This is a genomic window from [Clostridium] cellulosi (genome assembly GCF_036762875.1).
In the GTDB taxonomy this organism is placed as follows: domain Bacteria; phylum Bacillota; class Clostridia; order Oscillospirales; family Ethanoligenentaceae; genus Ruminiclostridium_D; species Ruminiclostridium_D cellulosi.
Genome location: NZ_JBAIZF010000026.1, coordinates 113,370 through 138,301 on the forward strand (window position 1 = coordinate 113,370; position 24,932 = coordinate 138,301).

Here is a 24,932-nt window from a genome sequence, read left to right on the forward strand (position 1 = left end):
AACTTGTGAACAGTAGCATATTGCAGCTATGCCGGGAGGTTAATATGAAATCTTATTATTCGATTATGCTGGTTACCTTATTCGCTGTGGTTATGGCATTGATCGGTGTGGTGCAAACCGCTATGCTGCATCAGGATCTCTCGCCGGCTGACGGCGCTGTTGTAGCGCTGGCACTGCTGGCTGGCATGCTGGCTTATCGTCTCTCACTGGCGGAGAAGCGCATTGCACATCTTGAAGATAAAATAGAGGAGAAAGATGAGCACGCCTCTGGTGGGCTTCCTGATAAAGATGAAGAACATTATATGTAAGATGAGGGGATGGTTTTGACAGCCATCCCATTGATTTTTTATTTTGTCTATGCTGCTAAAGCGCTAAAATTCGGGCTTGTTTAGAAAAACGCGGCGTGATACTGATAAAAAAGACGGCAGCGTCAGCAGGTTCATTTTATATTTATTTAAGAAATTAAACGAACGAAACTTAAATTCTAACCAATAGCCTTTTTGACCTGTTGTAAAAGTGTTATAATAGAAAAGTCCGATAGAAATTTTGAACGGAGTGAAATAATGCCAATAAGAGTAGGCATGATATCTCTTGGATGTCCGAAAAATCAAGTCGATGCCGAAATAATGCTTGCACGCCTGCATGATGAGAATTATGTACTGACGCCGGACGTAAGCTCGGCAGATGTAGTTGTAATAAACACCTGCGGATTTATTGAAGACGCTAAGAAAGAATCAATTGAAAATATACTCGAGATGGCCCAACTGAAAAAAGAGGGGAAAATAAAGGGCATTGTAGTCACCGGATGCCTTGCGCAGCGGTATTTTAAAGAGATGGAGCAGGAATTCCCCGAGGTCAGCTGTATCCTCTCGGTTGGCAGCGCCGGAGCAATCGCACAGGCTGTCAAAGCTGCATATGAAAATAAAAAGCTGAATTTGTATGAAGCACCGGAAAAGCTTGAAATCAGCGGCAAACGCGTTAAGACGACGCTGCCGTTCTATTCATATTTGAAGATTGCGGAAGGCTGCAATAACCGCTGCTCCTACTGCATTATCCCCTATCTTCGCGGAAGGTACAGGAGCCGCCCGATTGAGGAGCTGGTAAACGAGGCAAAGGAACTTGCCGAGGGCGGCGTTAAGGAGCTTATCCTCGTTGCGCAGGATACGACCCGCTACGGCGAGGATCTGTATCACAAACTGGCTCTGCCGCAGCTTCTGCGCGAACTTTGCAAAATTGAAAAGCTCAAATGGATAAGGATTCTCTACTGCTATCCCGACATGGTGACAGATGAGCTTATTGACGTCATTGCGAACGAAGAGAAGATAGTCAAGTATATTGACTTGCCGATTCAGCATGTGAGCCCGAGGATTGTAAAGGCGATGAACCGCCGGGATACCAAAGAGGACCTTGAAGCGCTCATAAAGAAGCTTCGGGAGAAGATCCCCGGAGTAACCCTTAGAACCACGCTGATTGTCGGTTTTCCTGGGGAGACAGAAGAGGATTTCGCACTTCTTGACGAATTTGTCAGGGAGATAAAGTTTGACAGGCTCGGCGTTTTCACTTATTCTCAGGAAGAGGGGACGCCGGCGGCCGTTATGCCTAACCAGATTGATGAGGAGGTTAAGGCGCGCCGTCAGGAAATTATCATGGAAACCCAGTCCCAGATTGTTGAATCCAAGAACAACGCCATGATAGGCAAAACCATAGAGGTTTTATGTGAAGGGTACGACAAACATACGGGGTACTGTTACGGCAGGAGTGCCGCAGATGCCCCGGAAATTGACGGAAAGGTATTTTTCACGGCAGAAAAAAGGCCGGCTGCGGGCGAATTCGTCAACGTCAGAATAACTGATGTCTGCGATTATGACCTCACCGGTGAAGCAGTCTTAGAAAAGTGGAGGGAATAACAATGAATACCCCCAATAAATTAACGATATTGCGAGTCATTATGGTGCCGTTTTTCATGCTGTTTCTGTTAGTAGACAAGATACCCGGGCACATGATTTTTGCCCTCGCGCTCTTTATTCTCGCGTCAATAACAGACCTCATCGACGGCAAACTCGCGCGCAAATACAATCAGATAACCAATTTTGGAAAACTGATGGACCCGCTCGCTGACAAACTGCTTGTCACATCGGCGCTGATATGTTTTGTGGCGACCGGTCTTGCGGATGTCTGGGCTGTATTTTTAATTATCGCGAGAGAATTCCTTGTCACTTCAATAAGGCTTATAGCGGCTGGTTCAGGCAAAGTTATACCCGCCAACATATGGGGCAAAATAAAGACAAACAGCCAGATTATAGCCATTGTCGCTGTTATGGTTTTCAGTTATTTCTCGCTTCCTGCTTATATCGGAAGCATCTGCGTTTGGATATCCGCTGTCTTTACGGTCATATCCGGCGTGCAGTATGCCTTTACTTACAGGGAGTATCTTTCAGCCGCAAATTGATAAATTTAAAAAAGTTATTTTTGCTTGAACCTTTGGCTTGTATATGGTAATATTATAAAATAGCAATAAATATAAGGCGTTGATCGGGAGAGTAGCTTTTATAAAGGCTAAAGAGAGGGAAAGTCGCCGGCTGTAAGCTTTCCTGCCGTATATATAAGTGAAATGCGCCCGGGAGCCCCGCATGTGAAAATTCAAAGTAGCGTGCGGCGTATGGCAGCGTTAAAGCCTTTGAGTTATAAATCGGAGTGGAACCGCGGGATACCGCCTCCGGCATTAAATGCCGGAGGCTTTTTATTTGGGGTATCCGGCATAATGCAAATATTGATTATATAAGCGGACTCTGTGAAAGGAGAATCAAGTTTGTTTAAAACTTTGAGAGAGGATATAAGGTCAATAAAAGAACGTGATCCGGCAGCGAGATCCAGTCTTGAGGTGTTGCTGCTGTATTCCGGATTGCACGCAGTCATATACTACAGAATTGCTCATTGGCTGTATATGCATAAGAGGTATTTTCTCGCCAGATGGGTGTCACAGCATGCAAAATTCAAGACAGGCATAGAGATACACCCGGGTGCAAAAATAGGCAAAGGCCTTTTCATCGACCACGGAACAGGCGTGGTTATCGGTGAAACGACCGAAATCGGTGACTACTGCACGCTCTATCAGGGGGTTACCCTGGGCGGAACGGGAAAGGATAAGGGAAAGCGTCACCCGACTTTAGGCAACAACGTCATGGTCGGCGCCGGCGCCAAGATTTTAGGCCCCTTTAAAGTGGGCGACAACGCCAAGGTTGGGGCGAACGCGCTGGTTTTGAGCGAAGTCCCGCCGAATGCGACGGCGGTCGGCGTCCCGGCGCGCATTGTAAAATTAAACGGCGAGCGCGTGAAAAGGACCGCCGACCTTGACCAGATCCATATGCCCGACCCTGTTTCACAGGAGATTTGCAGGCTTCAGCATAAGATCGACAGCCTGCAGAAGGAAATTGATAATTTGGTTGAAAATCACATTCAGTAGCTGCTGTGATTGTCCGGCCTATGCGGTCAGAATTATTGATTAATAAGGAGCGCCTGCTGCAGCTTAAAAGGCGTTCCTGAAGATATTAAACGGATTTCGAGGTGCGAAGATGAAGATTTATAATACTTTGACGAGAAAGAAAGAAGAATTAATTCCTATCGAGAGCGGCAAGGTGCGCATCTATGCCTGCGGACCGACTGTCTACAATTTTATCCATATAGGCAATGCCCGCCCGCTGGTTGTTTTTGATACGCTGCGGAGATACCTTGAGTACAAAGGGTATGAGGTCAAATTCGTACAGAATTTTACCGACGTCGACGATAAGCTGATAAACCGCGCGAATACCGAAGGTACAACTGTGCCGGAAATTGCCGAAAAGTATATTGCTGAATATAAGGTTGACGCGATGGGTCTAAACGTAAGGGAAGCGACAGTTCATCCGAGGGCGACAGAGAACATCGAAAACATCATTGAGCTTATAAAAACCCTTGTGGACAAGGGGTATGCATATGTTTCACAGGGCGATGTTTATTTCCATACCCGCAGCTTTAACGAATACGGCAAACTGTCACACCAGCCGCTGGACGATTTGGAGGCGGGTGCCCGTATTGACGTTTCGGAGATAAAGGAGGACCCGATGGATTTCGCGCTTTGGAAATCCGCTAAACCCGGCGAGCCTGCATGGGAATCTCCCTGGGGCAAGGGGCGGCCCGGCTGGCATATCGAATGTTCCGCTATGGCGCGCCGGTATCTCGGTGACACGATAGATATTCACTGCGGCGGCCAGGATTTGATTTTCCCGCACCATGAAAATGAAATCGCGCAGAGCGAATGCGCGACGGGCAAGCCCTTTGCGCGTTACTGGATGCACAACGGTTATATTAATGTGGATAACCGCAAGATGTCGAAGTCATTGGGCAACTTCTTTACGGTCCGCGAAGTCGCCAAAAAGTTCGGTTATGAGCCGATACGCTATCTCATGCTGTCGTCGCACTACAGAAGCCAGATAAATTTCAGTGAAGATATAATGGAACAGGCGAAAGCGGCCCTTGCAAGGCTTCACAACTGCCGCGACAATCTCGATTTTGCCATTTCAAACGCTAAAAGCGGCAAAATAGATACCGAGCTGAAATCGAAGTTTGAGAGCCGCAGGGTGCAGTTTTGTGAAGCGATGGACGACGACCTCAATACCGCCGACGCAATTTCTGCGCTGTTTGAGCTTGCAAAGGACATCAATATCGCCATATCGGCGTCACCTGATAAAGAAACGCTGGAATATGCAGCTTCAATTTTCGATGAACTGAGCGGCGTTTTAGGGTTTGAAATGAAGAAAAATGTGACTATTGACGCCGAAATAGAAGCGCTTATCCAGAAACGCCAAGAGGCAAGAAAGGCCCGCGATTTCAAAACTGCCGACGCAATCAGGGATGAGCTGAAGGCAAGGGGAATAATCCTTGAAGACACACCTCAGGGCGTAAAATGGTCCTATTCAAACAAATAAGCATTTTAATATTTATAACTGCCCTCCCTGATACTCTCCGTGAGTCTGCAGGCCTTAATAGGCTTTTATTCCGCAGATTTATATATTTCAGAATATGAAAACAGGGATAAGTACAGTTCGTACTTATCCCTGCTTTTTTGCAATGCTTTATCGCCGAAAACATAGCAAACATCAAGCCAATTATGCCTTATTTCCGTTTACGTCACATAATTTCTCAACTGTAATATCGAAAGCCGAGACTTCCCATTCCGGCAGATTGGAAATTAAGTCTGTATACTCAGTGTCGTCGAAGTGCTGTTGCGCTGCTTCCTTTATCGCTGAAGCCGGCAAAAGTGATGTCTTAATTGCGTCTAAGTCATGTTCCGCAGCCTTTAAAATTGGATCAGGCAACGCCGCCTTGCCGCCGTCTGCCTGCCTTTTGAAAATGCTGCGGTCGTATAAAACTGCCTTTGTCAAATAATCTGATACTGAAACCGTATCTTTTGACAGGAGATTGTAATAAAATTTGCAGTATGCGTCGACGAAACTTCTGATGTCAATGCCGTGAACCGCTTCCAAAAGTTCCGAATAACTGCTGACAACAGTGTCGTCGAGCAGCCCCCTGAACACTGTCAGTGAACTTAACGCAAGCCGCGACTTCAAAATCTTATCCATAACTTTCCTCCACACCCATATTATTGATTATTATTCTTATAATTGTTGATTTGCTTCTTATTAATTTTAAGTCAGCAGTCCGGATATGTCAAACAATTTGAGTATAAAAATTTTGGCAGTTGTCACCGCCGCATAAGCAGCAAAAACTTGTGTCAAAAAATGTTTTAATAAAAATAGCCATAATTAGTAGTAACCTAAGTCTTTTCAAAATCGCAATTATAAAGCAATTCAGGCTGTTTCTATAATAGATCATATATTATGGAATAGATAGGAAAATAGGTAAATATATACAATTATTAGCATTTAAGCCTTTACTTGGTTGTGGAAGGATACTAAACCGCCTATATTTAGGTCGAAAAATGCTCAATAATGCTGAAATCTGTCAAATAAGGTGATACGGGGAGCTGCGAAAGAATGGGATGACAATAATATGCACCATATAGCAATATTGTATACCAAAAAATTTAAGGCCGATAACTAAAACAGGCAAAAATTCGCCAAAAGGCAATTTTTGTTCTATTGCAAAATAAACGTTGGAAGGTATATACAAAAATATGGCTTCAGAAAGGTTGTTCACTTTTTTGACCCGAGGTATATAAAATTGTCGAAATGAGCCAAAAATATTAACATTCTTAAAATTTTATGTTAATATTAACATGACAAATTTAACAAAATAAATTAAACAAAAATTAAATATTTTATACGGTATAGTGATCCGAACGATCTCAAACCGCATTATTAATGGGGCAGTAACACATCCAATATAACTCATTTGAGGCTGCGAGTGAGTATTTTAATGATGTGTGCTGCTCATTTTTGCTCTCGCTAAATGGGATTGTTTGGATAACAATATAAATAAATGACAGGAGGTTTTTGCATGAGAAGGTCAATCATCAAAAAGGCCAGCGTTGTAGTCGCAGGCGCTGTCCTGGTCTCGATGATGTCGGCAATAACGCCGGCTGTAAGGGTTTCAGCAGCGGATGATGGGACCTACAAGGCGAAGTTCATGGAACTTTACAACAAGATCCATGACGCAAAAAATGGTTACTTCAGCCCTCAAGGTATCCCCTACCACTCGATTGAAACACTTATGTGTGAAGCGCCGGATTACGGCCATGAGACCACAAGTGAGACTTTCAGCTATTATCTCTGGCTGGAAGCGATGGCGGATAGCTTCACTGGCGACTGGTCATCCTTTAATACCGCTTGGGATACACTTGAAAAGTACATAATCCCAAACGATCAGGACCAGCTCGAAACCAGCATGAGCAGGTATAATGCAGCCAAACCTGCAACATATGCACCAGAAGGCGATCTGCCGAGTGATTATCCGAGCCCGCTTGACTCAAGCGCGCCGGTCGGGACAGATCCTATCCACAATGAACTTCAGTCGACGTACGGGACAAGCTTGATGTACGGCATGCACTGGCTGTTGGATACGGATAACTGGTATGGATACGGCAGACGGGGAGACGGCAAGAGTACTCCGTCGTATATAAACACATACCAGAGAGGTCCAGAGGAATCCTGCTGGGAAACAATCACTCAGCCCTGCTGGGATGATTTCAGCTTCGGCGGTAAAAACGGATACCTCGACCTGTTCACAGGCGACAGCTCTTATGCAAAGCAGTTTAAATACACCATAGCGTCTGACGCCGATGCCCGAGCCATTCAGGCTACTTATGACGCTATGCTGTGGTCAGACGACAACGGCGCTTCCATTGCCAATAATATTGGAAGAGCCTCAAAGCTCGGTGACTATCTGAGATATTCGATGTTCGACAAGTATTTCAGAAAGATAGGCAAGCCCTCAGAGGCCGGAACAGGCTATGACGCGTGCCATTACCTGCTGTCATGGTACTACGCTTGGGGCGGAGCGCTGGACGGCGGCTGGTCATGGAAGATTGGATGCAGCCATGTTCACTTCGGTTATCAGAACCCGTTGGCCGCATGGGTCCTTTCAAACACCAGCGAGTTTAAGCCGAAGTCGCCAAACGGCGCCAACGACTGGAAGACAAGCCTGCAGCGTCAGATAGAGCTTTATCAATGGCTCCAGTCTGCAGAAGGCGCTATTGCCGGAGGCTGCAGCAACTCTAATGCCGGACGTTATCTGGCATGGCCGAGCGATACCAAGACATTCTATGGAATGGGCTATCAGGAACATCCTGTATACCATGACCCGGGCAGCAACAGATGGTTCGGCTTCCAGGCATGGTCAATGCAGAGAGTCGCTGAGTATTATTACACGACAAAAGACCCACAGGTCAAGGATTTGCTTGACAAATGGATTTCATGGGTAAAGTCGGTAATCATATTCAATGACGACGGCACATTCTTGATCCCGAGCAACCTTATTTGGGAAGGCGAGCCTGAGACTTGGACAGGCACTCCGAAGGAGAACAAGAATCTGCATGTAAGCGTCGAGTCTTATGGCACAGACGTCGGTATTGCCGGTTCACTTGCCAATGCCCTTATTTACTATGCTGTGGCAACTGGCGACACTGAGTCTAAGAATATAGCTCAGCAGCTTATTGACCGTATCTTTGCAAACTACAGCGATGAAAAGGGTGTTTCGGCGCCTGAAGTAAGAGAAGACTACACCCGCTTCAACCAGCCCATATATGTTCCGGCAGGATGGACTGGAACAATGCCTAACGGCGATCCGATCAATTCTAACTCTACCTTCCTCAGCATCAGGTCAAAATATCTGGACGAACCTGATTGGGCAAAGGTCCAGAATTACCTCGACGGCGGAGAAGCCCCCGTATTCAATTACCATCGCTTCTGGGCTCAGACAGAGGTTGCAGTCGCTACCGGTTTGTTTGCTAAGTTCTTTGAAGAAGATCAAGGCGATACTCAGAACTCAAACATTACCCCGACTGCAGCCACCTTTGACAAGAACGTTGATAATCAGGCTGATATCAACGTCACGATGACGCTCAACGGCAATACGCTGGTGGGCATAACCGACGGTACAAATGAGCTTGTAGAAGGCAGAGACTACACCGTCAACGGCAATACTGTCGTTATCTCGAAGGATTATCTTGCACAGCAAGATGAAGGAACGTTAAGGCTGCAGTTCATATTCAGTGCTGGCGCACGGAGAACCCTTACGGTTACGATAATTGATTCGTCAACCGAAAATCCGCCGCCTGTAACCGGAAATCTTGAAGTGCAGATGTTTAACTCCAATACCCAGACGACGACAAACGGCATTATGCCGCACTTCCGCCTTGTCAACACCGGAACGGAGCCAATTAACCTGTCGGATGTAAAACTGCATTACTATTACACTGCAGACGGCTCTCAGCAGCAGAACTTCTGGTGCGACTGGTCGAACGTCGGCAGCAACAATGTCATCGGCACCTTTAAGACACTCTCAACTCCTAAGACCGGGGCTGATACCTGCCTTGAAATCACATTCAGCAGCGGAGCGGGAACTCTTGCTCCTGGCCAGAGTATTGAGGTTCAGGCCCGTTTCTCAAAGACTGACTGGAGCAATTATAACCAGGCAGATGACTATTCGTTTAACTCCTCCGGCTCATCCTATGCCAGCTGGACAAAGGTAACAGCGTATCTCGGCGACGAGCTAATTTGGGGAGTTGAACCGTAATTTAATCAGTACATTATCCATGCCCCTTCCTTGCGGGAGGGGCATGGAATAAATGAAAGGAGTTTTGTGGATGAGGATGTTTAAAAAATTCCTCAGCGCGGCGCTGTCAGCGGCAGTTGTAAGCATGACCGCCATCCCGATGCCGTTTGCTGCTTCAGCGGCGACCCAGGCATCTGGCAGCTACAACTACGGCGAAGCGCTGCAGAAAGCAATCATGTTTTATGAATTCCAGCGTTCCGGTCCCGTTGCCCCCGACCAGCGCAACAACTGGCGCGGCGATTCCGGCATGAGCGACGGAAGCGACGTTGGTCTCGACCTCACCGGCGGTTATTATGACGCGGGCGACCATGTAAAGTTCAATCTTCCTATGTCATATACAGCAGCTATGCTGGCATGGGACGTTTATGAGAACAAGGATGCCCTTGCTTCAAGTGGTCAGCTCAGCTACATAAAAACTGCAATAAAGTGGGCAACGGACTACCTTATTAAGTGTCATCCGTCACCCAACGTATTCTATTATCAGGTGGGCGACGGCAGCCTTGACCACGCATGGTGGGGGCCTGCCGAGGTCATGCAGATGAAACGCCCGGCCTTTAAGGTTGATACCTCAAGCCCAGGTTCAACCGTTTCTGCTGAAGCAGCCGCAGCTCTGGCGGCAGCGGCAGTTGTCTTTGAGGACTCCGATCCCTCATATGCCGCAAATTGCCTGTCGCATGCGAAAGACTTATTCAATTTCGCAGATTCGACAAAGAGCGATGCCGGCTATACAGCCGCTTCGGGATATTACAACTCATTCAGCGGCTTCTATGATGAACTTTCATGGGCTGCAGTCTGGCTCTACATCGCAACAGGCGATTCAGATTATCTCGATAAGGCTGAATCCTATGTTGACAAATGGAACAGGCAGGGCCAGTCGGACATTATAGAGTATAAGTACACCCAGTGCTGGGATGATGTCCATTATGGTGCCCAACTCCTGCTCGCTCGTATCACAGGCAAGTCCATTTACAAAGAATCAGTTGAGAGGAACCTTGACTGGTGGACAACTGGCTATGACGGCGACAGGGTTACATATACGCCTAAAGGGCTCGCATGGCTCCAACAGTGGGGTCCATTAAGATATGCAACAACGGCGGCATTCCTGGCCGACGTTTATGCGAACAGCGGACTTTGCAGCGCCGAAAAGGCCAATACTTACAAAGCGTTTGCAAAGCAACAGGTAGACTATGCACTTGGCTCTTCGGGACGCAGCTATGTAATCGGATTCGGTACCAATTATCCGAAGAATCCTCATCACAGGACAGCTGAAAGCTCATGGGCTGACAGCATGCAGATACCCGGTTACTGCCGCCACCTCCTTGTTGGCGCACTGGTCGGCGGACCGGACCAAGGGGACAGCTATGATGATTCATGCGCCAACTATACCCAGACAGAAGTTGCTTGCGACTACAACGCGGGCCTTGTCTGTGCGCTTACCTCTTTGTATAGAGATTACGGCGGATCGCCGATTGAAGGCTTAAATGCAATCGAGACTCCGACAAATAACGAATTCTTTGTAGAAGCCTCAGTTAACTCCGCAGGCAGCAACTTTGAGGAAATCAAAGCGTTGATCTACAACGAATCAGGTTGGCCTGCAAGAATGGGGGACAAGCTCTCATTCAAATACTTTATTGATATCAGTGAACTCGTCAAAGCTGGCTACAGCGCGAAAGACGTCACCATTAAGACCAATTACAACGCCGGCGCGACTGTCAGCGGCCTTTATCCGTGGGACGAGGCACACAATATCTACTATGTAAATGTTGATTTCACCGGCACAAAGATCTATCCGGGCGGACAGTCTGTTTATAGGAAAGAAGTCCAGTTCAGAATGTCCTATCCGGAGAATGTCAACGTGTGGGATAACTCGAACGACTTCTCATACGAGGGTATTTCTACAACCCCGGGTTCATCACCCGTACTTGCGCTCAATATTCCGGTTTATGACGACGGTGTAAAGATCTTTGGCAATGAGCCGGGTTCAAGCGGCGTAAAAGATGCTTCTATCACACCGACAACTGCGACATTTGACCTCAATCCCCAGAATCAGGCGGACATCTCCGTTGCAGTAAATGCCAACGGCAATACGCTCAAAGGCATTTATTACGGAACCACCGCCCTTGTAAAAGGCACAGATTATACTGTGTCAAGTGACGGCAAGACAGTCACTATCTCAAAGAGCTTCCTTTCAACATTGGATCAGGGAACTGCGAACCTGAAGTTTGATTTTGACGCAGGTGCAGATCCTGTTCTCACAGTAACAATAACCGACACAACGCCGGTTGTAAGTGCTGAGATTTCACCGACAACTGCGACATTTGACCTTAACCCCGAAAAACAGGCCGATATACCTGTTTCAGTTACTTACAACGGCAAGACGCTCAAGGGTATCTATAACGGAACTACTGCCCTTGCAGAAGGCACAGATTATACTGTGTCAAGTGACGGCGATACAATCACTTTCTTAAAGAGCTATCTTGCATCATTAGATGAGGGAACAGCGAACCTGAGGTTTGATTTTGACTCAGGCACAGACCCGGTTCTCAAAGTCACGATTACCGACAGTACACCGGTTGTAGATTCTGAGATTTCACCGACGACTGCAACCTTTGACCTCAATGCCGAGAATCAGGCCGATATTCCTGTTGAGGTCACCTACAACGGCAATACGCTGAACGGCATTTACAACGGCAGCACAGCCCTTGTAAAAGGCACTGACTACACAGTCAGCAGCGACGGAACAGTTACTATACTCAAATCCTATCTCTCAAAGCAGCCGGTTGGCACTCTGAATCTCATATTCGACTTCAACAAGGGCACAGACCCGATCCTTGCAATAACCGTTGTCAATACGTCGCCGATAGTCATTGGTGACCTTAAGCTCCAGATGTTCAACTCCAATACCCAGTCGACGACAAACGGCATTATGCCGCGCTTCCGTCTTGTCAACACTGGTGATACTGCTGTTGACCTGTCAACAGTAAAGATCCGCTACTACTTCACAGAGGACGGCACGCAGAATCAGAATTTCTGGTGTGACTGGTCAAGTGTAGGTAGCTCCAACGTCACCAGCACATTTGTCAAGATGGATAATCCGGTCGATGGGGCGGATACCTACCTTGAGATAGGATTCACCTCTGGCGCGGGACAGATTGCACCGGGTGCAAGCGTTGAAGTCCAGGCCCGCTTCTCAAAGGCTGACTGGAGCGATTACAATCAGGCAGACGACTATTCGTTTAACCCAACGGATAATTCGTATGTCGATTGGACAAAGGCAACTCTTTATATAGATGGCAAACTCGAATGGGGCATGGAGCCCTAAACCTAATCGGTGGCGGGGTGCGGCAGGTGCCGCACCCTCCGAATTAATGACAGGAGGTTTTCCATATGAAAAAGTTCGCTGCGGCGGCGCTTGCGGCGGCAATAATCTTTGGCATGACATCATTTATGAGTGTCAGCGCAGAGTCGGGGACGAACGCTGAGGAGCCGGGATTTGTAACGACGAGCGGCAACTATTTTGTACTTGACGGAAAACCATTTTATTTTCAGGGCGCAAATAACTATTACCTTAATTACGCTCCGAATTATATGATTGACGACGTATTGAATGATGCCGCCGCCATGAATCTCAAGGTGCTCCGCTGCTGGGCGTTTATCGACGGTAAAGAGTCCGCTGGATGTGTAATGCAGCCTTCCCTCGGCGTCTATGACGAGAGCGGATTTGAAAGGCTTGACTATACAATCAGCGAAGCTGCAAAACGTGGCATAAAGCTGATACTCCCGTTGGTGAACAACTGGGATGATTTCGGCGGAATGAACCAGTATGTGTCCTGGGCGGGCGCTTCAAACCATGATGATTTTTATACAAACGAGATATGTAAAACAGGGTATAAAAACTATATCAAATATGTTTTAAATCGCGTCAACACCTATACCGGCATCGCCTATAAAGATGACCCGACGATTATGGCATGGGAGCTTGGCAACGAGCCGAGATGCCAGTCTGACCCGACAGGCGATACGCTGGTCAACTGGGCTGACGAGATGAGCACATATATTAAAAGTATTGACTCAAAACATTTAGTAACAGTGGGTGACGAGGGATTTTTCAACAGAGGCGGTTCCGATTACTGCTACAACGGCGGCAGCGGTGTTGACTGGGATAGGCTTATCGCTCTGCCGAACATTGATTTTGAAACGATGCACCTGTACCCCGACTTATGGGGCAAAAGTATCGACTGGTGCATCCAGTACATAAATGACCATATCGACAAGGCAAAGGAAGTTGGAAAACCCGTTATCCTCGAGGAATACGGCACTCACAGCAACAAAATCGAAAATTACACAAAGTTTAACGACGCTGTCTATAAAAACAGTGAACTCGGCGAGGGCGCCGCGGGTAGCATGTTCTGGCTTTTGACCGGTATCGGTTGGGATAATAGCCAGCCATATCCGGATTATGACGGCTTTGATGTTAAATACCCGAGTGACGTGGCCTCGCTTATCACAGAGTATGAAACAAAGATGGAGGAGAAAAACGGTGGCAGCACACCGCAAAACAACTCTTCCCTTAACCCGACAACTGCGTACTTTGACATCAACGACCCACAGGATATATCTGTTGAAATCACTTACAACGGCAATGCCCTCAACGGTATTTATAACGGCAGCACAGCCCTTGTTGACGGAATAGATTATACCGTTTCCGGGGACACAGTGACTATCTTAAAAGATTATCTTTCAAAACAGGACGAGGGCACGTTGAGACTGCGCTTTGACTTCAGCGCAGGCAGCGACCCTGTGCTTGCCATAGAAATTTCGGATACTACACCTTCACCGGTACCAGAGGGCAATATTAAAGTTGAGATGTATAATGCCAATACTATGGCAGTTACCAACAGCATTATGCCGCGCTTCCGCATTACTAACACCGGTTCGTCGGCAATAAGCTTGTCTCAACTGAAAATACGTTACTATTTCACAGAGGACGGCACCCAGAATCAGAACTTCTGGTGCGACTGGTCAACCGTCGGCTCGTCAAATGTCACAGGCAGCTTTATAAAACTTGACACCGTAAAAGATGACGCCGACACCTGCCTTGAAATAGGATTTACAAGTTCAGCGGGTACGCTTGCTCCGGGCGCCAGCATAGAGGTTCAGGCGCGCTTTGCAAAGGAGGATTGGAGCAATTACAATCAGGAAAATGACTTCTCCTTCAGCAATGCTAACAGCGGCTATTCAGATTATACAAAAGTCGCAGCTTACCTCGGCGATAGTCTCATTTGGGGCTCTGAACCATGAGAGTTTCCATAAATTTGAAATATTTGAGGTAAAGGAAGGAGAGTAGTGTTATGTTGAATTTCAGGTTTTTGAAAAAAACGGTTGCTTCCGTAGTTTCAGTCGCCCTCGGACTGACACTTTTGGTACCAGTCGGGGTAACTGCAAACGCTGCTGATGGCAACCTTGTCAGCAACGGCGGATTTGAGAGCGGAACAGCAGAGGGCTGGTCGCCCCGCGGAGGCAATGAAACATTGACTGTGACATCGGATACCGCATATTCCGGCAGATACAGTCTCCTTGTTACTGACCGCGAGGAAAACTGGAACGGCGCCAGCTATGATCTCACCGGCATAATGCAAGCCGGAAGGACCTATGATATTACGGCTTATGTTAAGGCAAGGGCCGGCCAGTCATCATCCCATACTGAACAGGCCACTTTGACGGTTCAGCGGACGGATTCTGACGGCGAGCATTATGATTCCGTCGCTTACTGCGTGGACATAAACGAGAATAACTGGACGAAGCTGTCCGGCAGATACACCTTGACTGCCAGTGGGCAACTGAGCGGTGTTTCTGTTTATATTGAGTCACCGGATGACACTCTGGAGTATTACATAGACGACGTGAGCGTTGTCGAGGTCGAGATGAATCCGGATACAGACCTGCCTTCCCTTTGCGAGGTTTATCAAGACTGCTTTGATATCGGTGTGGCCGTTGACCCCGTAAGTCAGCTTGACGCGTCTGACCCTCATTCAAAGCTTATCGGTCAGCATTTTAACAGCCTCACCGCGGGCAACGTCATGAAAATATCCTCTTTACAGCCTGTAGAAGGCTATTTTAACTTTACTGAGGCCGATAGGATGGTCGATTATGCGATAGCACATCACATGAAGATCAGGGGTCATAACCTGCTCTGGCACAATCAGGTTCCAGATTGGTTCTTCACCGACCCGATTAACCCAGGCAGACCTGCTACAAGGGACCAGCTCCTTGCCCGGCTCAAGACCCATATTACCACTGTGCTCAGGCACTTCAGGGATAAATATGGAGATCAGAACCCGATTTACTGCTGGGATGTCTGCAACGAGGTTATTTCAGACAGCCATGCCAATAACGGACTGCGCGGCTCAAGTGAAAACTCAAAATGGCTTGATATCATAGGCCCCGATTATATCGAAAAGGCCTTTGAGTATGCGCACGAGGCCGACCCGAATGTAAAACTCTACATTAATGACTATAACATTGAAGATAACAACCAAAAGACCATTGATATGTATAACTTGGTAAAGAGCCTTCTGGACAAAGGCGTACCGATCGATGGCATTGGTTTGCAAATGCACATTAACAACAATTACCCATCAGTTTCGGATGTCAAAGCATCCATTGAAAAGTTTGCTTCTCTCGGAATTGATCTGCAGATAACCGAGATGGACTGCAGCACTCAGGGAAGAACAGATAGCGCAGCACTGCAGGTACAGGCGGATAAGTATAAGGCTTTGTTCGATGTATTTGTCAGTGAAAAGCAATACATAAGCAGCGTCACATTCTGGGGCATTTCCGACGATGCATCATGGCTTGGAGCCAACAACGCTCCGCTGCTGTTTGACAGCAACCTTAAGGCAAAACCCGCATTTTATGCGATAGCCGAAAGGCAAACTGACGTTTCCAATTCAACGATTTCGCCTACATCCGCTACCTTTGACAAAAATCCGGACAATCAGGCGGATATCACAGTCAAACTTACCCTAAACGGCAATACGCTTTCCGGTATCTATAACGGTTCTTACGCCCTTGTAAAAGGCGTTGATTACACCGTATCCTCCGACGGTACGACAGTGACAATTCTTAAATCCTATCTGTCTTCGCTGAATACAGGCACGGTGTCACTTAAATTTGACTTTAACAGAGGAGCCGACCCGTCGCTTTCAGTGAATATTACGGATACATCTTCAGGTGGCCAAACACCGGGAGGCGATCAGGGACAAACCGGTGACCTTAAGGTTCAGATGGTAAACGGCGTTTTATCGCCGACATCAAACACCATATCAGCGCGCATAAAACTCATTAATACATCAGATAGGCCGATTGACCTGTCCACTGTCAAACTCCGCTATTACTACACCAAAGACGGCACCCAGCAGCAGAATTTCTGGTGTGACTGGTCCAGCGCCGGAACCTCGAACGTCACAGGAACATTCCTGACGGTATCAGGGCAAAATGCCGATACCTGCCTTGAAATCGGATTCAAGAGCGGGACAGGCACCATCGCAGCCGGTGCGGAGACGGAAATCCATTTCCGTATAGCAAATGCCGACTGGTCCAACTACAACCAGAGCAATGACTATTCCTTTAACTCCACAGCAACTTCTTATGTGGATTGGTCCAAGATGACGGCATATATAGGCGATACCCTGGTTTGGGGCAATGAGCCTGTATAAAAATGAACCTGTATAAATAGGAATAAGTATCAGTCAATGCCTGCTAACTAAAATTTGATATTGCCCGGAGGACATACCCGCGGCAAGGGATTGACCTTAATCCTCAGCGCCACCAAGCAGGCATTGGCTGTGCTTAGCATATTTTTGACAATAGAGATGAAAGGAGATTGTTATGAAAGGCAAGATGATAAGCCGTATCGGAGCGGCACTGCTGAGCTGCGCAGTTATTGCGACGTCGCTGCCCAGCACAGCCGTTGTAAAAGCTGTAAGCGGCCCAGGGTTTAATTACGGCGAGGCGCTCCGAGACACCATCATTTTTTATGACGCCAACAAATGCGGCAAGGACGCCGGAGAAAACAATTTCTTTGATTGGCGCGGGGCGTGTCACACGACAGATGGCGCCGATGTCGGGCTTGACCTTACCGGCGGCTATCACGACTGCGGCGACCATGTAAAATTCGGTATTACCGAAGGTTATGCAGCATCAATACTCGAGTGGTCATATTACCGGTATAAGGACATATTCGAGAGAACCGGCAACTCTGAGAAAATGCTGCAGCAGCTTAAACATTTCACTGATTACTTCTTGAAGTGCCATCCGACCTCTGACGTATTCTATTATCAGTGCGGTGACGGCACGACAGACCATAGCTATTGGGGCCCGCCTGAAGAGCAGACGACCAGCCGCCCGACCATGTTTAAGGCAGATTCGAGCAACGCGGCGTCGGATGTTTTAGGCGAAAGCGCAGCGGCGCTGGCACTGATGTATCTCAACTACAACGACATTGACCCTGAATACAGTGAAAAATGCCTGACCGCGGCAAAAGAACTGTATAATATGGGCAAATCGAATCAGGGGCTCAGCAATGCTCAGGGGTTCTATTATTCCTCAACCTATAAGGACGACCTTGCATGGGCGGCAACTTGGCTTTATACGATTACAAAAGACCAGTCCTATCTGGACGATGCGGCTGCTTTTGTAATTGAGCCCGGCAGCGGCCTGCCCCTTGAGGACAAGTGGACTATGTGCTGGGACGATATGTTCATTCCGGCTGAGATAAGGTTGTATGAGATTACTGGCGACCAGATTTATAAAAACGCCCTTGCGGCAAATATCAACTTCTGGGAAAACGGTATCGAGACCACGCCCGGCGGACTTAAATTCCTCAATAGCTGGGGTGTACTGCGTTACAGCGCCGCAGAGGCTATGGTAGCGCTGATCTACAGCGAGGATACGGGCGATGAGGGCGCTCTGAACCTTGCAAAGTCCCAGATTGACTATATACTCGGCAATAATCCAGAGAATATGTCCTATGTGATTGGCTACGGCAGCAAATGGCCGGCTCATCCGCACCATAGGGCGGCGAACGGATATACCTACATAGACAACGGCAATCTGAAACCGGCTAAGAACCTGCTTCTCGGCGGGCTCATGGGCGGACCGGACTCAAGTGACCATTACAACGACGATGGTTCACAGTATCAGTGCACTGAGACTGGAATCGACTATGCTGCTGGCCTTCTCGGCGCTCTTGCCGGGTTGGAAAAGATATACGGCTCGGCAGACAGAACCCTTGACACTGTAATGACACCGACAACTACGACTTTTGACAGAAGCAAACCGGCCGATATCACAATTCCCACAGAGTTTAACGGGAACGAAATAGACAGCGTTGTCAATGGCGCTGTGCCCCTTACAAAGGGTACGGATTATACGGTTACTGACAATGCGGTTATTATCTCAAAGTCTTACCTTTCAGCTCAAACCGGTGATTCAGTCACGCTTATGTTCCTGACCACCGGAGGGAAAATCCCCAAGATTACAATTACATATGGAAGCTCCGGGGATGACGGCTCCAGCAGCTCAAGCGGTTCCAGCAGCTCAGGTTCCAGCGGCGGAACACAGCCTGGCACCCTTGAAGTTCAGATGTTTAACGGCAATACTTCCCCGGTAACAAACGGGATAATGCCGAAGTTCCGTCTTATAAATACCGGCAATTCGCCAATTCAGCTTGCTGATATAAAACTGCGCTATTACTATACTTCTGATGGCTCACAGCAGCAGAATTTCTGGTGTGACTGGTCGAGTGTCGGCAGCAGCAATGTATCCGGACGGTTCGAAAAACTGCCTTCGGCAAAAGAATCGGCGGACAGCTATCTCGAGATAAGCTTTAGCAGTGCTGCGGGCTCCATCGCCCCGGGCGAGGCTATTGAGGTTCAGGCACGTTTTTCAAAGAGCGACTGGACCAATTATGACCAGTCAAACGACTACTCGTTCAATGCGACGGATAATTCCTATGTCGACTGGAATAAGGTTACGGCATATTCCGGCGATAACTTAATATGGGGCGTTGAACCGCAGTAATCTTAGGTAAACGCTGTGGGGACGGGCTGCTTTACTGCAGCAGCCTGCCCCTATTTTTTTGTAAGAATATTTTCAGATATTTTGACAAATGCAATAAAAATTGATATAATAATCTTTACCCTTAAAGGTGATGGGAAAAGTAAAATTGTATTGCATTTTGCAAGATTCCATGTTAAAATAATAGCATTGTGTCATGTGTTCAATGAAAGAGGTGATTTTCGTGAAGGAAGGTATTCATCCAAAGTATCAGCAGACCACAATTAAATGCGCCTGCGGAGCTGTTTTTGAGACAGGCTCAACAAAGAAGGACCTTCATGTCGATATTTGTTCGAAGTGTCATCCGTTCTTTACCGGCAAACAGAAGTTAGTCGATACAGGCGGCCGCATCGAGAGATTTAAAAAGAGATTCAATCAGGACAAATAAGAGCTTTAGCGAAGTGCGTTTAGCCCTTAGCAAAATAGCTATCGCCAGAAACTCGGGCGGCGCTCATGGCGTCGGCCGAGTTTTTAAATTGTGAGGGTAAAATGGATTACAAAATGGCAGCCGAATGGGCAAGAGCTGAATATGAAGAGAAGCGTTCAAGGTTTATTGCAACGGTTTCTCCCGTTTCAACTGAAGAGGCTGCAACAGAGTTTATAAACAGCATTAGGTCGGAGTTTTATGACGCCCGGCATAATGTTTTTGCATATATCATAAAAGACGGGGCGGTCAGATTTTCAGACGACGGCGAACCGCAGGGAACCGGCGGAATGCCTGTGCTTGAGGTGCTGAAAAAGAGAGGGCTTGTCAATACAGCAGTTGTCGTGACACGCTATTTCGGCGGGGTTTTGCTGGGTGCCCCGGGGCTTGTTCGGGCATATACGCATGCCGCTGCGGCGGCGGTGGAAAAGGCCGGAGAAGCTTCTATGAAGCTTTGCGAGATTTTAAATGTCAACTGCGGCTATGATTTTTATGCGCGCGCCGAAAAATATCTGAGAACCTGCGGCGGATATGTAAAAGACAGAAAATTTGAAGAAACCGTTACAATATCAATAGCGCTTCCAAAGGATAAAATTGAGCAGTTTAAAAATGAGCTAACCGAATTAAGCGGCGGTACAGTAAAGGCGCTGTCCGGCGGGGATATTTATATAAATGAAAGATTGCTAAACATAAATCACTGACGCGCCGGAAATATTACTATTAAATTGTAACTAAATTATATTAGATTATGGCGGGGTAGGGCGCCGAAACCGTCAATTCCTAAAAGCAAGATTATTTTATAAGTAATATTAAACATGAAAGCCGAAAGCGTTTAATCTGTTTGTTAAATTCGGAACTTTATGCCTTCGCCTTTAGGCTTATAATTAATAACCGTCTGTGGGAGGGTTCACAATGGCTATAGTCAAGGATATTAAGGGACTTATCGGGAACACACCCGTCTATTCGGTTAATCACGCTGGGGCGGAGGTATTAATTAAGTTAGAATGTTTTAATCCGGGCGGCAGTATTAAAGACCGCGCTGCGCTCGCTATGATAAATGAAGCTGAAAAATCAGGAAAGCTCAAACCCGGCGGTGTCATTATCGAACCGACCAGCGGCAACACAGGCGTAGGTCTTGCCATGATCGGCGCGGCCCGCGGATATCGCGTAATTATCGTCATGCCGGATACAATGTCGATAGAACGCCGCAGGCTGATGAGCGCCTTCGGCGCAGAGCTTGTCCTGACGGACGGTGCGCTGCGCATGTCAGGCGCGATTGAAAAGGCAAAAGAGCTCGTAAATTCAATCGACGGCGCTTTCATGCCAATGCAGTTTGAAAACCCTGCCAATCCCCAGATAAACGAGGACACGACGGCGCAGGAAATCCTCAAGGACACAGAGGGCAGGCTTGACGCATTTGTTGCCGGCGTTGGAACCGGCGGAACATTTACCGGTGTGTCCCGTGTTTTGAAAAAAGCGATTCCAAATGTTATATGCACTGTTGTTGAGCCGGCAGAATCGGCAGTAATCTCCGGCGGAAAACCCGGCGCACATGATATTCAGGGCATAGGCGCGGGATTTATTCCCGAAAACTTGGATATGTCGCTTGTTGACCGCATAATAAAAGTAAAAACCAAAGAAGCCTATGAATATGCCAGAAAGTTAGCGTCGGAGCATGGGCTCCTTCTCGGCATCTCGTCAGGAGCGGCGGTATGCGCTGCATTTAAGCTGGCGGAAGAACTCGGCGAGGGCAAGAGGATACTCTGTATAGCCCCCGATACGGGCGAACGCTATCTGAGCGTACTGTTTTAATTGACGAATAAAATAAAATTTTACATATTAAAAATAGAAAATTTGTATGGTATTCCAAAAATAATTTGCAGAGCGGTTTTTTGCTGCAGATGTCAAGGAAAAATACCACAAATTGCGTATATATTAATATATGAATGTTATATATTTAAAGTGCGGAAAGGCAAAATAAAATCGAATTATAGTGCTTTCGGCTGTTTATTTTAAGATTTTTTGTCAATAAGACAATATTTTATTCGAAAACATATTGCAAAAAACGGAATAATGCGAAACAATACGGCTTAAAACTGAATATCGTTAATACCGAACTTCTGCAGCCTTGCTGCGCGTATGTTTTGTTTAAAAACGTATAAAAAATCACAAAAAGGTATAAATTTATTTTTTTGGTTGAAAATAATGGTAATTGAAAGGGGCATATTGTGGCATTTTCCGATTCGTTTTTGCAGGAGCTTAAATACCGTGCTGATATGGCGACGGTGGCCCAAAGGTATGTTAATCTGCGCAAGAGCGGCAGGGGATATGTCGGACTGTGTCCATTTCACAATGAAAAGACCCCTTCTTTTTACGTTTTTGAGGATACGCAAAGTTTTTATTGTTTTGGCTGCGGCGCCGGCGGCGATGTAATTACGTTTATCCGGCAGATTGAGAACCTCGATTATGTCGACGCGGTAAAATTCCTTGCTGCGCAGTGCGGGCTTGAAGTTCCGGAAGAGGCTGCGGATGACAGCACTGCAAGGCTTCGCAAGAGAATCCTTGAGATGAACAGGGCCGCGGCAAGATTCTTCTATGCTTGCCTGAAATCGCCTGAGGGAGCACCCGGACGCAGGTATTTTAAAAAAAGGCAGTTGCTCCCTTCGACGATCACGAGCTTTGGTTTGGGCTATGCTCCGGCAAAATGGGACGCGCTGAAAAATCATCTTAAGTCCCTCGGCTACACCGAAAAGGAAATGCAGGCGGCGTCGCTCATTGTCGTAAGGGATGGGCATAGCTATGACAAATTCAGAGACCGCGTGATGTTCCCAATCATTGACCTTCAGGGCAATGTTATCGCCTTCGGCGGCAGGGTGCTGGGCGACGGTGAGCCGAAATACCTCAACTCCTCTGATACTCCGGTTTTCAAAAAGAGCCGCGGGCTCTATGCCCTGAATTTTGCGAAAAGCAATGCCGACGGCACATTGATTCTCTGCGAGGGGTATATGGACGTTATCGCCCTGCATCAAGCGGGCTTTAAGAACGCGGTCGCGACGCTGGGGACAGCGCTGACACCGGAGCAGTCAAGGCTGATGTCACGATATGCAAAAGAAGTTATAGTGTCTTATGATTCCGACGCGGCGGGTCAAAAGGCAGCACAAAGGGCAATCGGGCTGTTGACCTCCGCCGGGCTGAATGTCCGCGTACTCCATATTGAAGGGGGAAAAGACCCTGACGAGTTTATAAAGACTCACGGCGCCGATAAATTCAAAATGTTGCTTAAAAAAAGCGGCAGTCATATTGACTACCAGATACAAAAAGCAAAGTCAAAATATGATTTGAATATACCTGAGCAAAAGATTGAGTTTATAAAAGAAGCCGAAGAGATACTTTCAACAGTCGAAAGCGCTGTTCAAAGAGAAGTATATGCCGGAAAACTTGCGCAAGAGCTTGATATTACAAAAGATACATTTCTTGCAGAGATAAACCGCTTTGCCGCCCGTAAGAAAGCGCGTGAGCGTAAGACGGAAATCAGGAATGAGCTTGCCGATTTAAGGGGGCTGAAAGACCGCATCAATCCTCAGAAAGGCAGGTATCTTAAGGCGGCAAATGCTGAAGAAACCCTCATAGTATTGCTTTATAAGAACCCTGATTTTCAGAAGGATATTGACAAAATTATTAAACCAGAAGATTTTTTAACGGAATTCAACAGACGGGTTTACTCGGCGCAGAGGGATATAATACTGTCCGGCGGTCAGCCTGACCTTTCATTAATGGGTGCCATGTTTACGCCGGAGGAAACAGGAAGAATAACAAAAATGCTTGTTATGCGCCCTGTTTCAAACACAATTGAGGAGGCGCGGGACTGCGCAAATGTGATTTTGGAAGAAAAAATGCTAAGAGCTAACGAAAATGCCGACGCTTTGGAAATATTCAATGAACTGAAACATAAAAAACTGGAACAGAAAAAGTACCGGAGGGAAAAATAGATGAATACGGATAAAAAATCCGCTATCCATGAACTGATCGAAATTGGCAAGAGCAAAGGGCATCTGACAGAAACAGAGATTACCGACGCCCTTGAGGAAATTGACTTTGATCCCGAGCAGATGGAGAAGCTTTACGATACGCTTGAAAGCCAGAATATCGAGATTATCGACGACCTAAGCGAACCGTCACCGGATGATTTGTCCGATGACGATGTGGAAGTGAACGAGGCAGAGGACATTGAGGCGTCGCTTTCAGCGGAAGGCATCTCAATCGACGACCCGGTTAAGGTTTATCTTAAAGAAATCGGACGCGTTCCGCTTCTTACGAGCGAGGAGGAAATTGAGCTTGCCCGCAGGATGGGCAATGGCGACGAAGAGGCCCGCAAGCGCCTTTCTGAGGCGAACTTAAGACTTGTTGTCAGCATAGCAAAGCGCTATGTCGGCAGAGGCATGCAATTCCTTGATTTGATTCAAGAGGGTAACCTCGGACTTATCAAGGCTGTTGAAAAGTTTGACTATACTAAAGGATACAAATTCTCAACCTATGCAACCTGGTGGATAAGGCAAGCGATAACCCGCGCTATTGCCGACCAGGCGAGGACTATCCGCATACCTGTTCACATGGTCGAAACAATCAACAAGGTTGTCCGCGTTGAGCGCCAGTTGCTCCAAGAGCTTGGACGCCAGCCGCAGGCCAATGAGATTGCACAGGTTATGGGCATGTCTGTTGAAAAAGTGCGTGAAATTATGAAAGTAGCGCAAGAACCGGTTTCCCTTGAAACGCCTATAGGTGAGGAAGAAGACAGCCATCTCGGCGATTTCATTCCGGATGAGGACGCTCCAGCTCCGGCAGAAGCCGCATCCCACATACTTCTGCGTGAACAGCTCGGCGATGTCCTGCATACACTGACCCCAAGGGAAGAAAAAGTCCTCCGCCTGCGCTTTGGCCTTGACGATGGGCGCCCGCGCACTCTTGAGGAAGTGGGCAAGGAATTCAATGTCACCCGTGAACGCATAAGGCAGATTGAGGCAAAGGCGCTCAGAAAGCTGAGACACCCGAGCCGCAGCAAGAAGCTCAAGGATTTTCTTGACTGACCGGTATTTTTATAGAAACGATTTTTTACTATGTG

Annotated in this window: 17 protein-coding genes and 1 other annotated feature; of the genes, 15 read left to right on the plus strand and 2 right to left on the minus strand. The window is 47.3% G+C overall.

The window, feature by feature from the left end; genetic code table 11:
- Positions 1 to 44 precede the first annotated feature (44 nt).
- From V6C21_RS08380 to pgsA, 3 genes are all read left to right on the plus strand, one after another.
- Positions 45 to 308, plus strand: a complete 264-nt coding sequence (locus V6C21_RS08380; protein ID WP_045085731.1) for a hypothetical protein — start codon at positions 45 to 47, stop codon at positions 306 to 308.
- A 255-nt stretch (positions 309 to 563) separates the two neighbouring features.
- A complete protein-coding gene (gene rimO, locus V6C21_RS08385; RefSeq protein ID WP_479268793.1) occupies positions 564 to 1,907 on the plus strand; it encodes a 30S ribosomal protein S12 methylthiotransferase RimO in 1,344 nt (447 codons plus the stop codon).
- A gap of 2 nt (positions 1,908 to 1,909) precedes the next feature.
- Positions 1,910 to 2,449, plus strand: coding sequence for a CDP-diacylglycerol--glycerol-3-phosphate 3-phosphatidyltransferase (pgsA, locus tag V6C21_RS08390; RefSeq protein WP_034841606.1), 540 nt, complete (start codon positions 1,910 to 1,912; stop codon positions 2,447 to 2,449).
- Positions 2,450 to 2,519: 70 nt separating this feature from the next.
- Positions 2,520 to 2,721 (plus strand) — a binding site (T-box leader).
- Here the strand turns inward: pgsA and V6C21_RS08395 are convergent.
- On the minus strand, positions 2,683 to 2,916 hold the full coding sequence (locus V6C21_RS08395; RefSeq protein WP_479268865.1) for a hypothetical protein: 234 nt from the start codon (positions 2,914 to 2,916) through the stop codon (positions 2,683 to 2,685). Its footprint overlaps the feature before it by 39 nt.
- On the opposite strand from V6C21_RS08395, the gene epsC reads away from it, so the two are divergent.
- Together epsC and cysS are read left to right on the plus strand one after the other, a co-directional pair.
- The gene (epsC, locus tag V6C21_RS08400) at positions 2,810 to 3,463 is read left to right on the plus strand and encodes a serine O-acetyltransferase EpsC (RefSeq protein WP_034841608.1); all 654 of its coding nucleotides are present in this window, start codon (positions 2,810 to 2,812) and stop codon (positions 3,461 to 3,463) included. The two genes, V6C21_RS08395 and epsC, sit on opposite strands and share 107 nt — an antisense overlap.
- 109 nt (positions 3,464 to 3,572) lie before the next feature.
- Positions 3,573 to 4,964: a cysteine--tRNA ligase gene (gene cysS / locus V6C21_RS08405; protein WP_479268794.1), complete on the plus strand. Its 1,392-nt coding sequence runs from the start codon at positions 3,573 to 3,575 to the stop codon at positions 4,962 to 4,964.
- Positions 4,965 to 5,144: 180 nt separating this feature from the next.
- Here the strand turns inward: cysS and V6C21_RS08410 are convergent, their stop codons facing one another.
- Complete coding sequence (locus V6C21_RS08410; protein ID WP_034841614.1) at positions 5,145 to 5,618, minus strand: hypothetical protein; 474 nt, start codon at positions 5,616 to 5,618, stop codon at positions 5,145 to 5,147.
- 877 nt (positions 5,619 to 6,495) lie between these two features.
- Here V6C21_RS08410 and V6C21_RS08415 point away from each other — a divergent pair.
- From V6C21_RS08415 to rpoD, 10 genes are all read left to right on the plus strand, one after another.
- The gene (locus V6C21_RS08415; protein ID WP_034841616.1) at positions 6,496 to 9,231 is read left to right on the plus strand and encodes a glycoside hydrolase family 48 protein; all 2,736 of its coding nucleotides are present in this window, start codon (positions 6,496 to 6,498) and stop codon (positions 9,229 to 9,231) included.
- 52 nt (positions 9,232 to 9,283) lie between these two features.
- The gene (locus tag V6C21_RS08420) at positions 9,284 to 12,592 is read left to right on the plus strand and encodes a glycoside hydrolase family 9 protein (RefSeq protein ID WP_479268795.1); all 3,309 of its coding nucleotides are present in this window, start codon (positions 9,284 to 9,286) and stop codon (positions 12,590 to 12,592) included.
- Between the two features lie 65 nt (positions 12,593 to 12,657).
- On the plus strand, positions 12,658 to 14,571 hold the full coding sequence (locus V6C21_RS08425) for a cellulose binding domain-containing protein (protein ID WP_479268796.1): 1,914 nt from the start codon (positions 12,658 to 12,660) through the stop codon (positions 14,569 to 14,571).
- Positions 14,572 to 14,621: 50 nt separating this feature from the next.
- Positions 14,622 to 16,988: an endo-1,4-beta-xylanase gene (locus tag V6C21_RS08430; RefSeq protein WP_479268797.1), complete on the plus strand. Its 2,367-nt coding sequence runs from the start codon at positions 14,622 to 14,624 to the stop codon at positions 16,986 to 16,988.
- A gap of 172 nt (positions 16,989 to 17,160) precedes the next feature.
- Positions 17,161 to 19,353, plus strand: coding sequence for a glycoside hydrolase family 9 protein (locus V6C21_RS08435; RefSeq protein WP_479268798.1), 2,193 nt, complete (start codon positions 17,161 to 17,163; stop codon positions 19,351 to 19,353).
- Positions 19,354 to 19,573: 220 nt separating this feature from the next.
- Positions 19,574 to 19,777, plus strand: coding sequence for a 50S ribosomal protein L31 (gene rpmE / locus V6C21_RS08440; protein WP_034841618.1), 204 nt, complete (start codon positions 19,574 to 19,576; stop codon positions 19,775 to 19,777).
- Between the two features lie 101 nt (positions 19,778 to 19,878).
- The gene (locus tag V6C21_RS08445; protein WP_045086032.1) at positions 19,879 to 20,514 is read left to right on the plus strand and encodes a YigZ family protein; all 636 of its coding nucleotides are present in this window, start codon (positions 19,879 to 19,881) and stop codon (positions 20,512 to 20,514) included.
- 211 nt (positions 20,515 to 20,725) lie between these two features.
- Positions 20,726 to 21,625 (plus strand): cysteine synthase A, encoded by a 900-nt coding sequence (cysK, locus tag V6C21_RS08450; protein WP_034841619.1) that lies wholly within the window; start codon positions 20,726 to 20,728, stop codon positions 21,623 to 21,625.
- A 416-nt stretch (positions 21,626 to 22,041) separates the two neighbouring features.
- Positions 22,042 to 23,802 (plus strand): DNA primase, encoded by a 1,761-nt coding sequence (dnaG, locus tag V6C21_RS08455; RefSeq protein ID WP_045085728.1) that lies wholly within the window; start codon positions 22,042 to 22,044, stop codon positions 23,800 to 23,802.
- A complete protein-coding gene (rpoD, locus tag V6C21_RS08460) occupies positions 23,803 to 24,897 on the plus strand; it encodes an RNA polymerase sigma factor RpoD (protein ID WP_479268799.1) in 1,095 nt (364 codons plus the stop codon).
- The last annotated feature ends 35 nt before the right edge of the window (positions 24,898 to 24,932 follow it).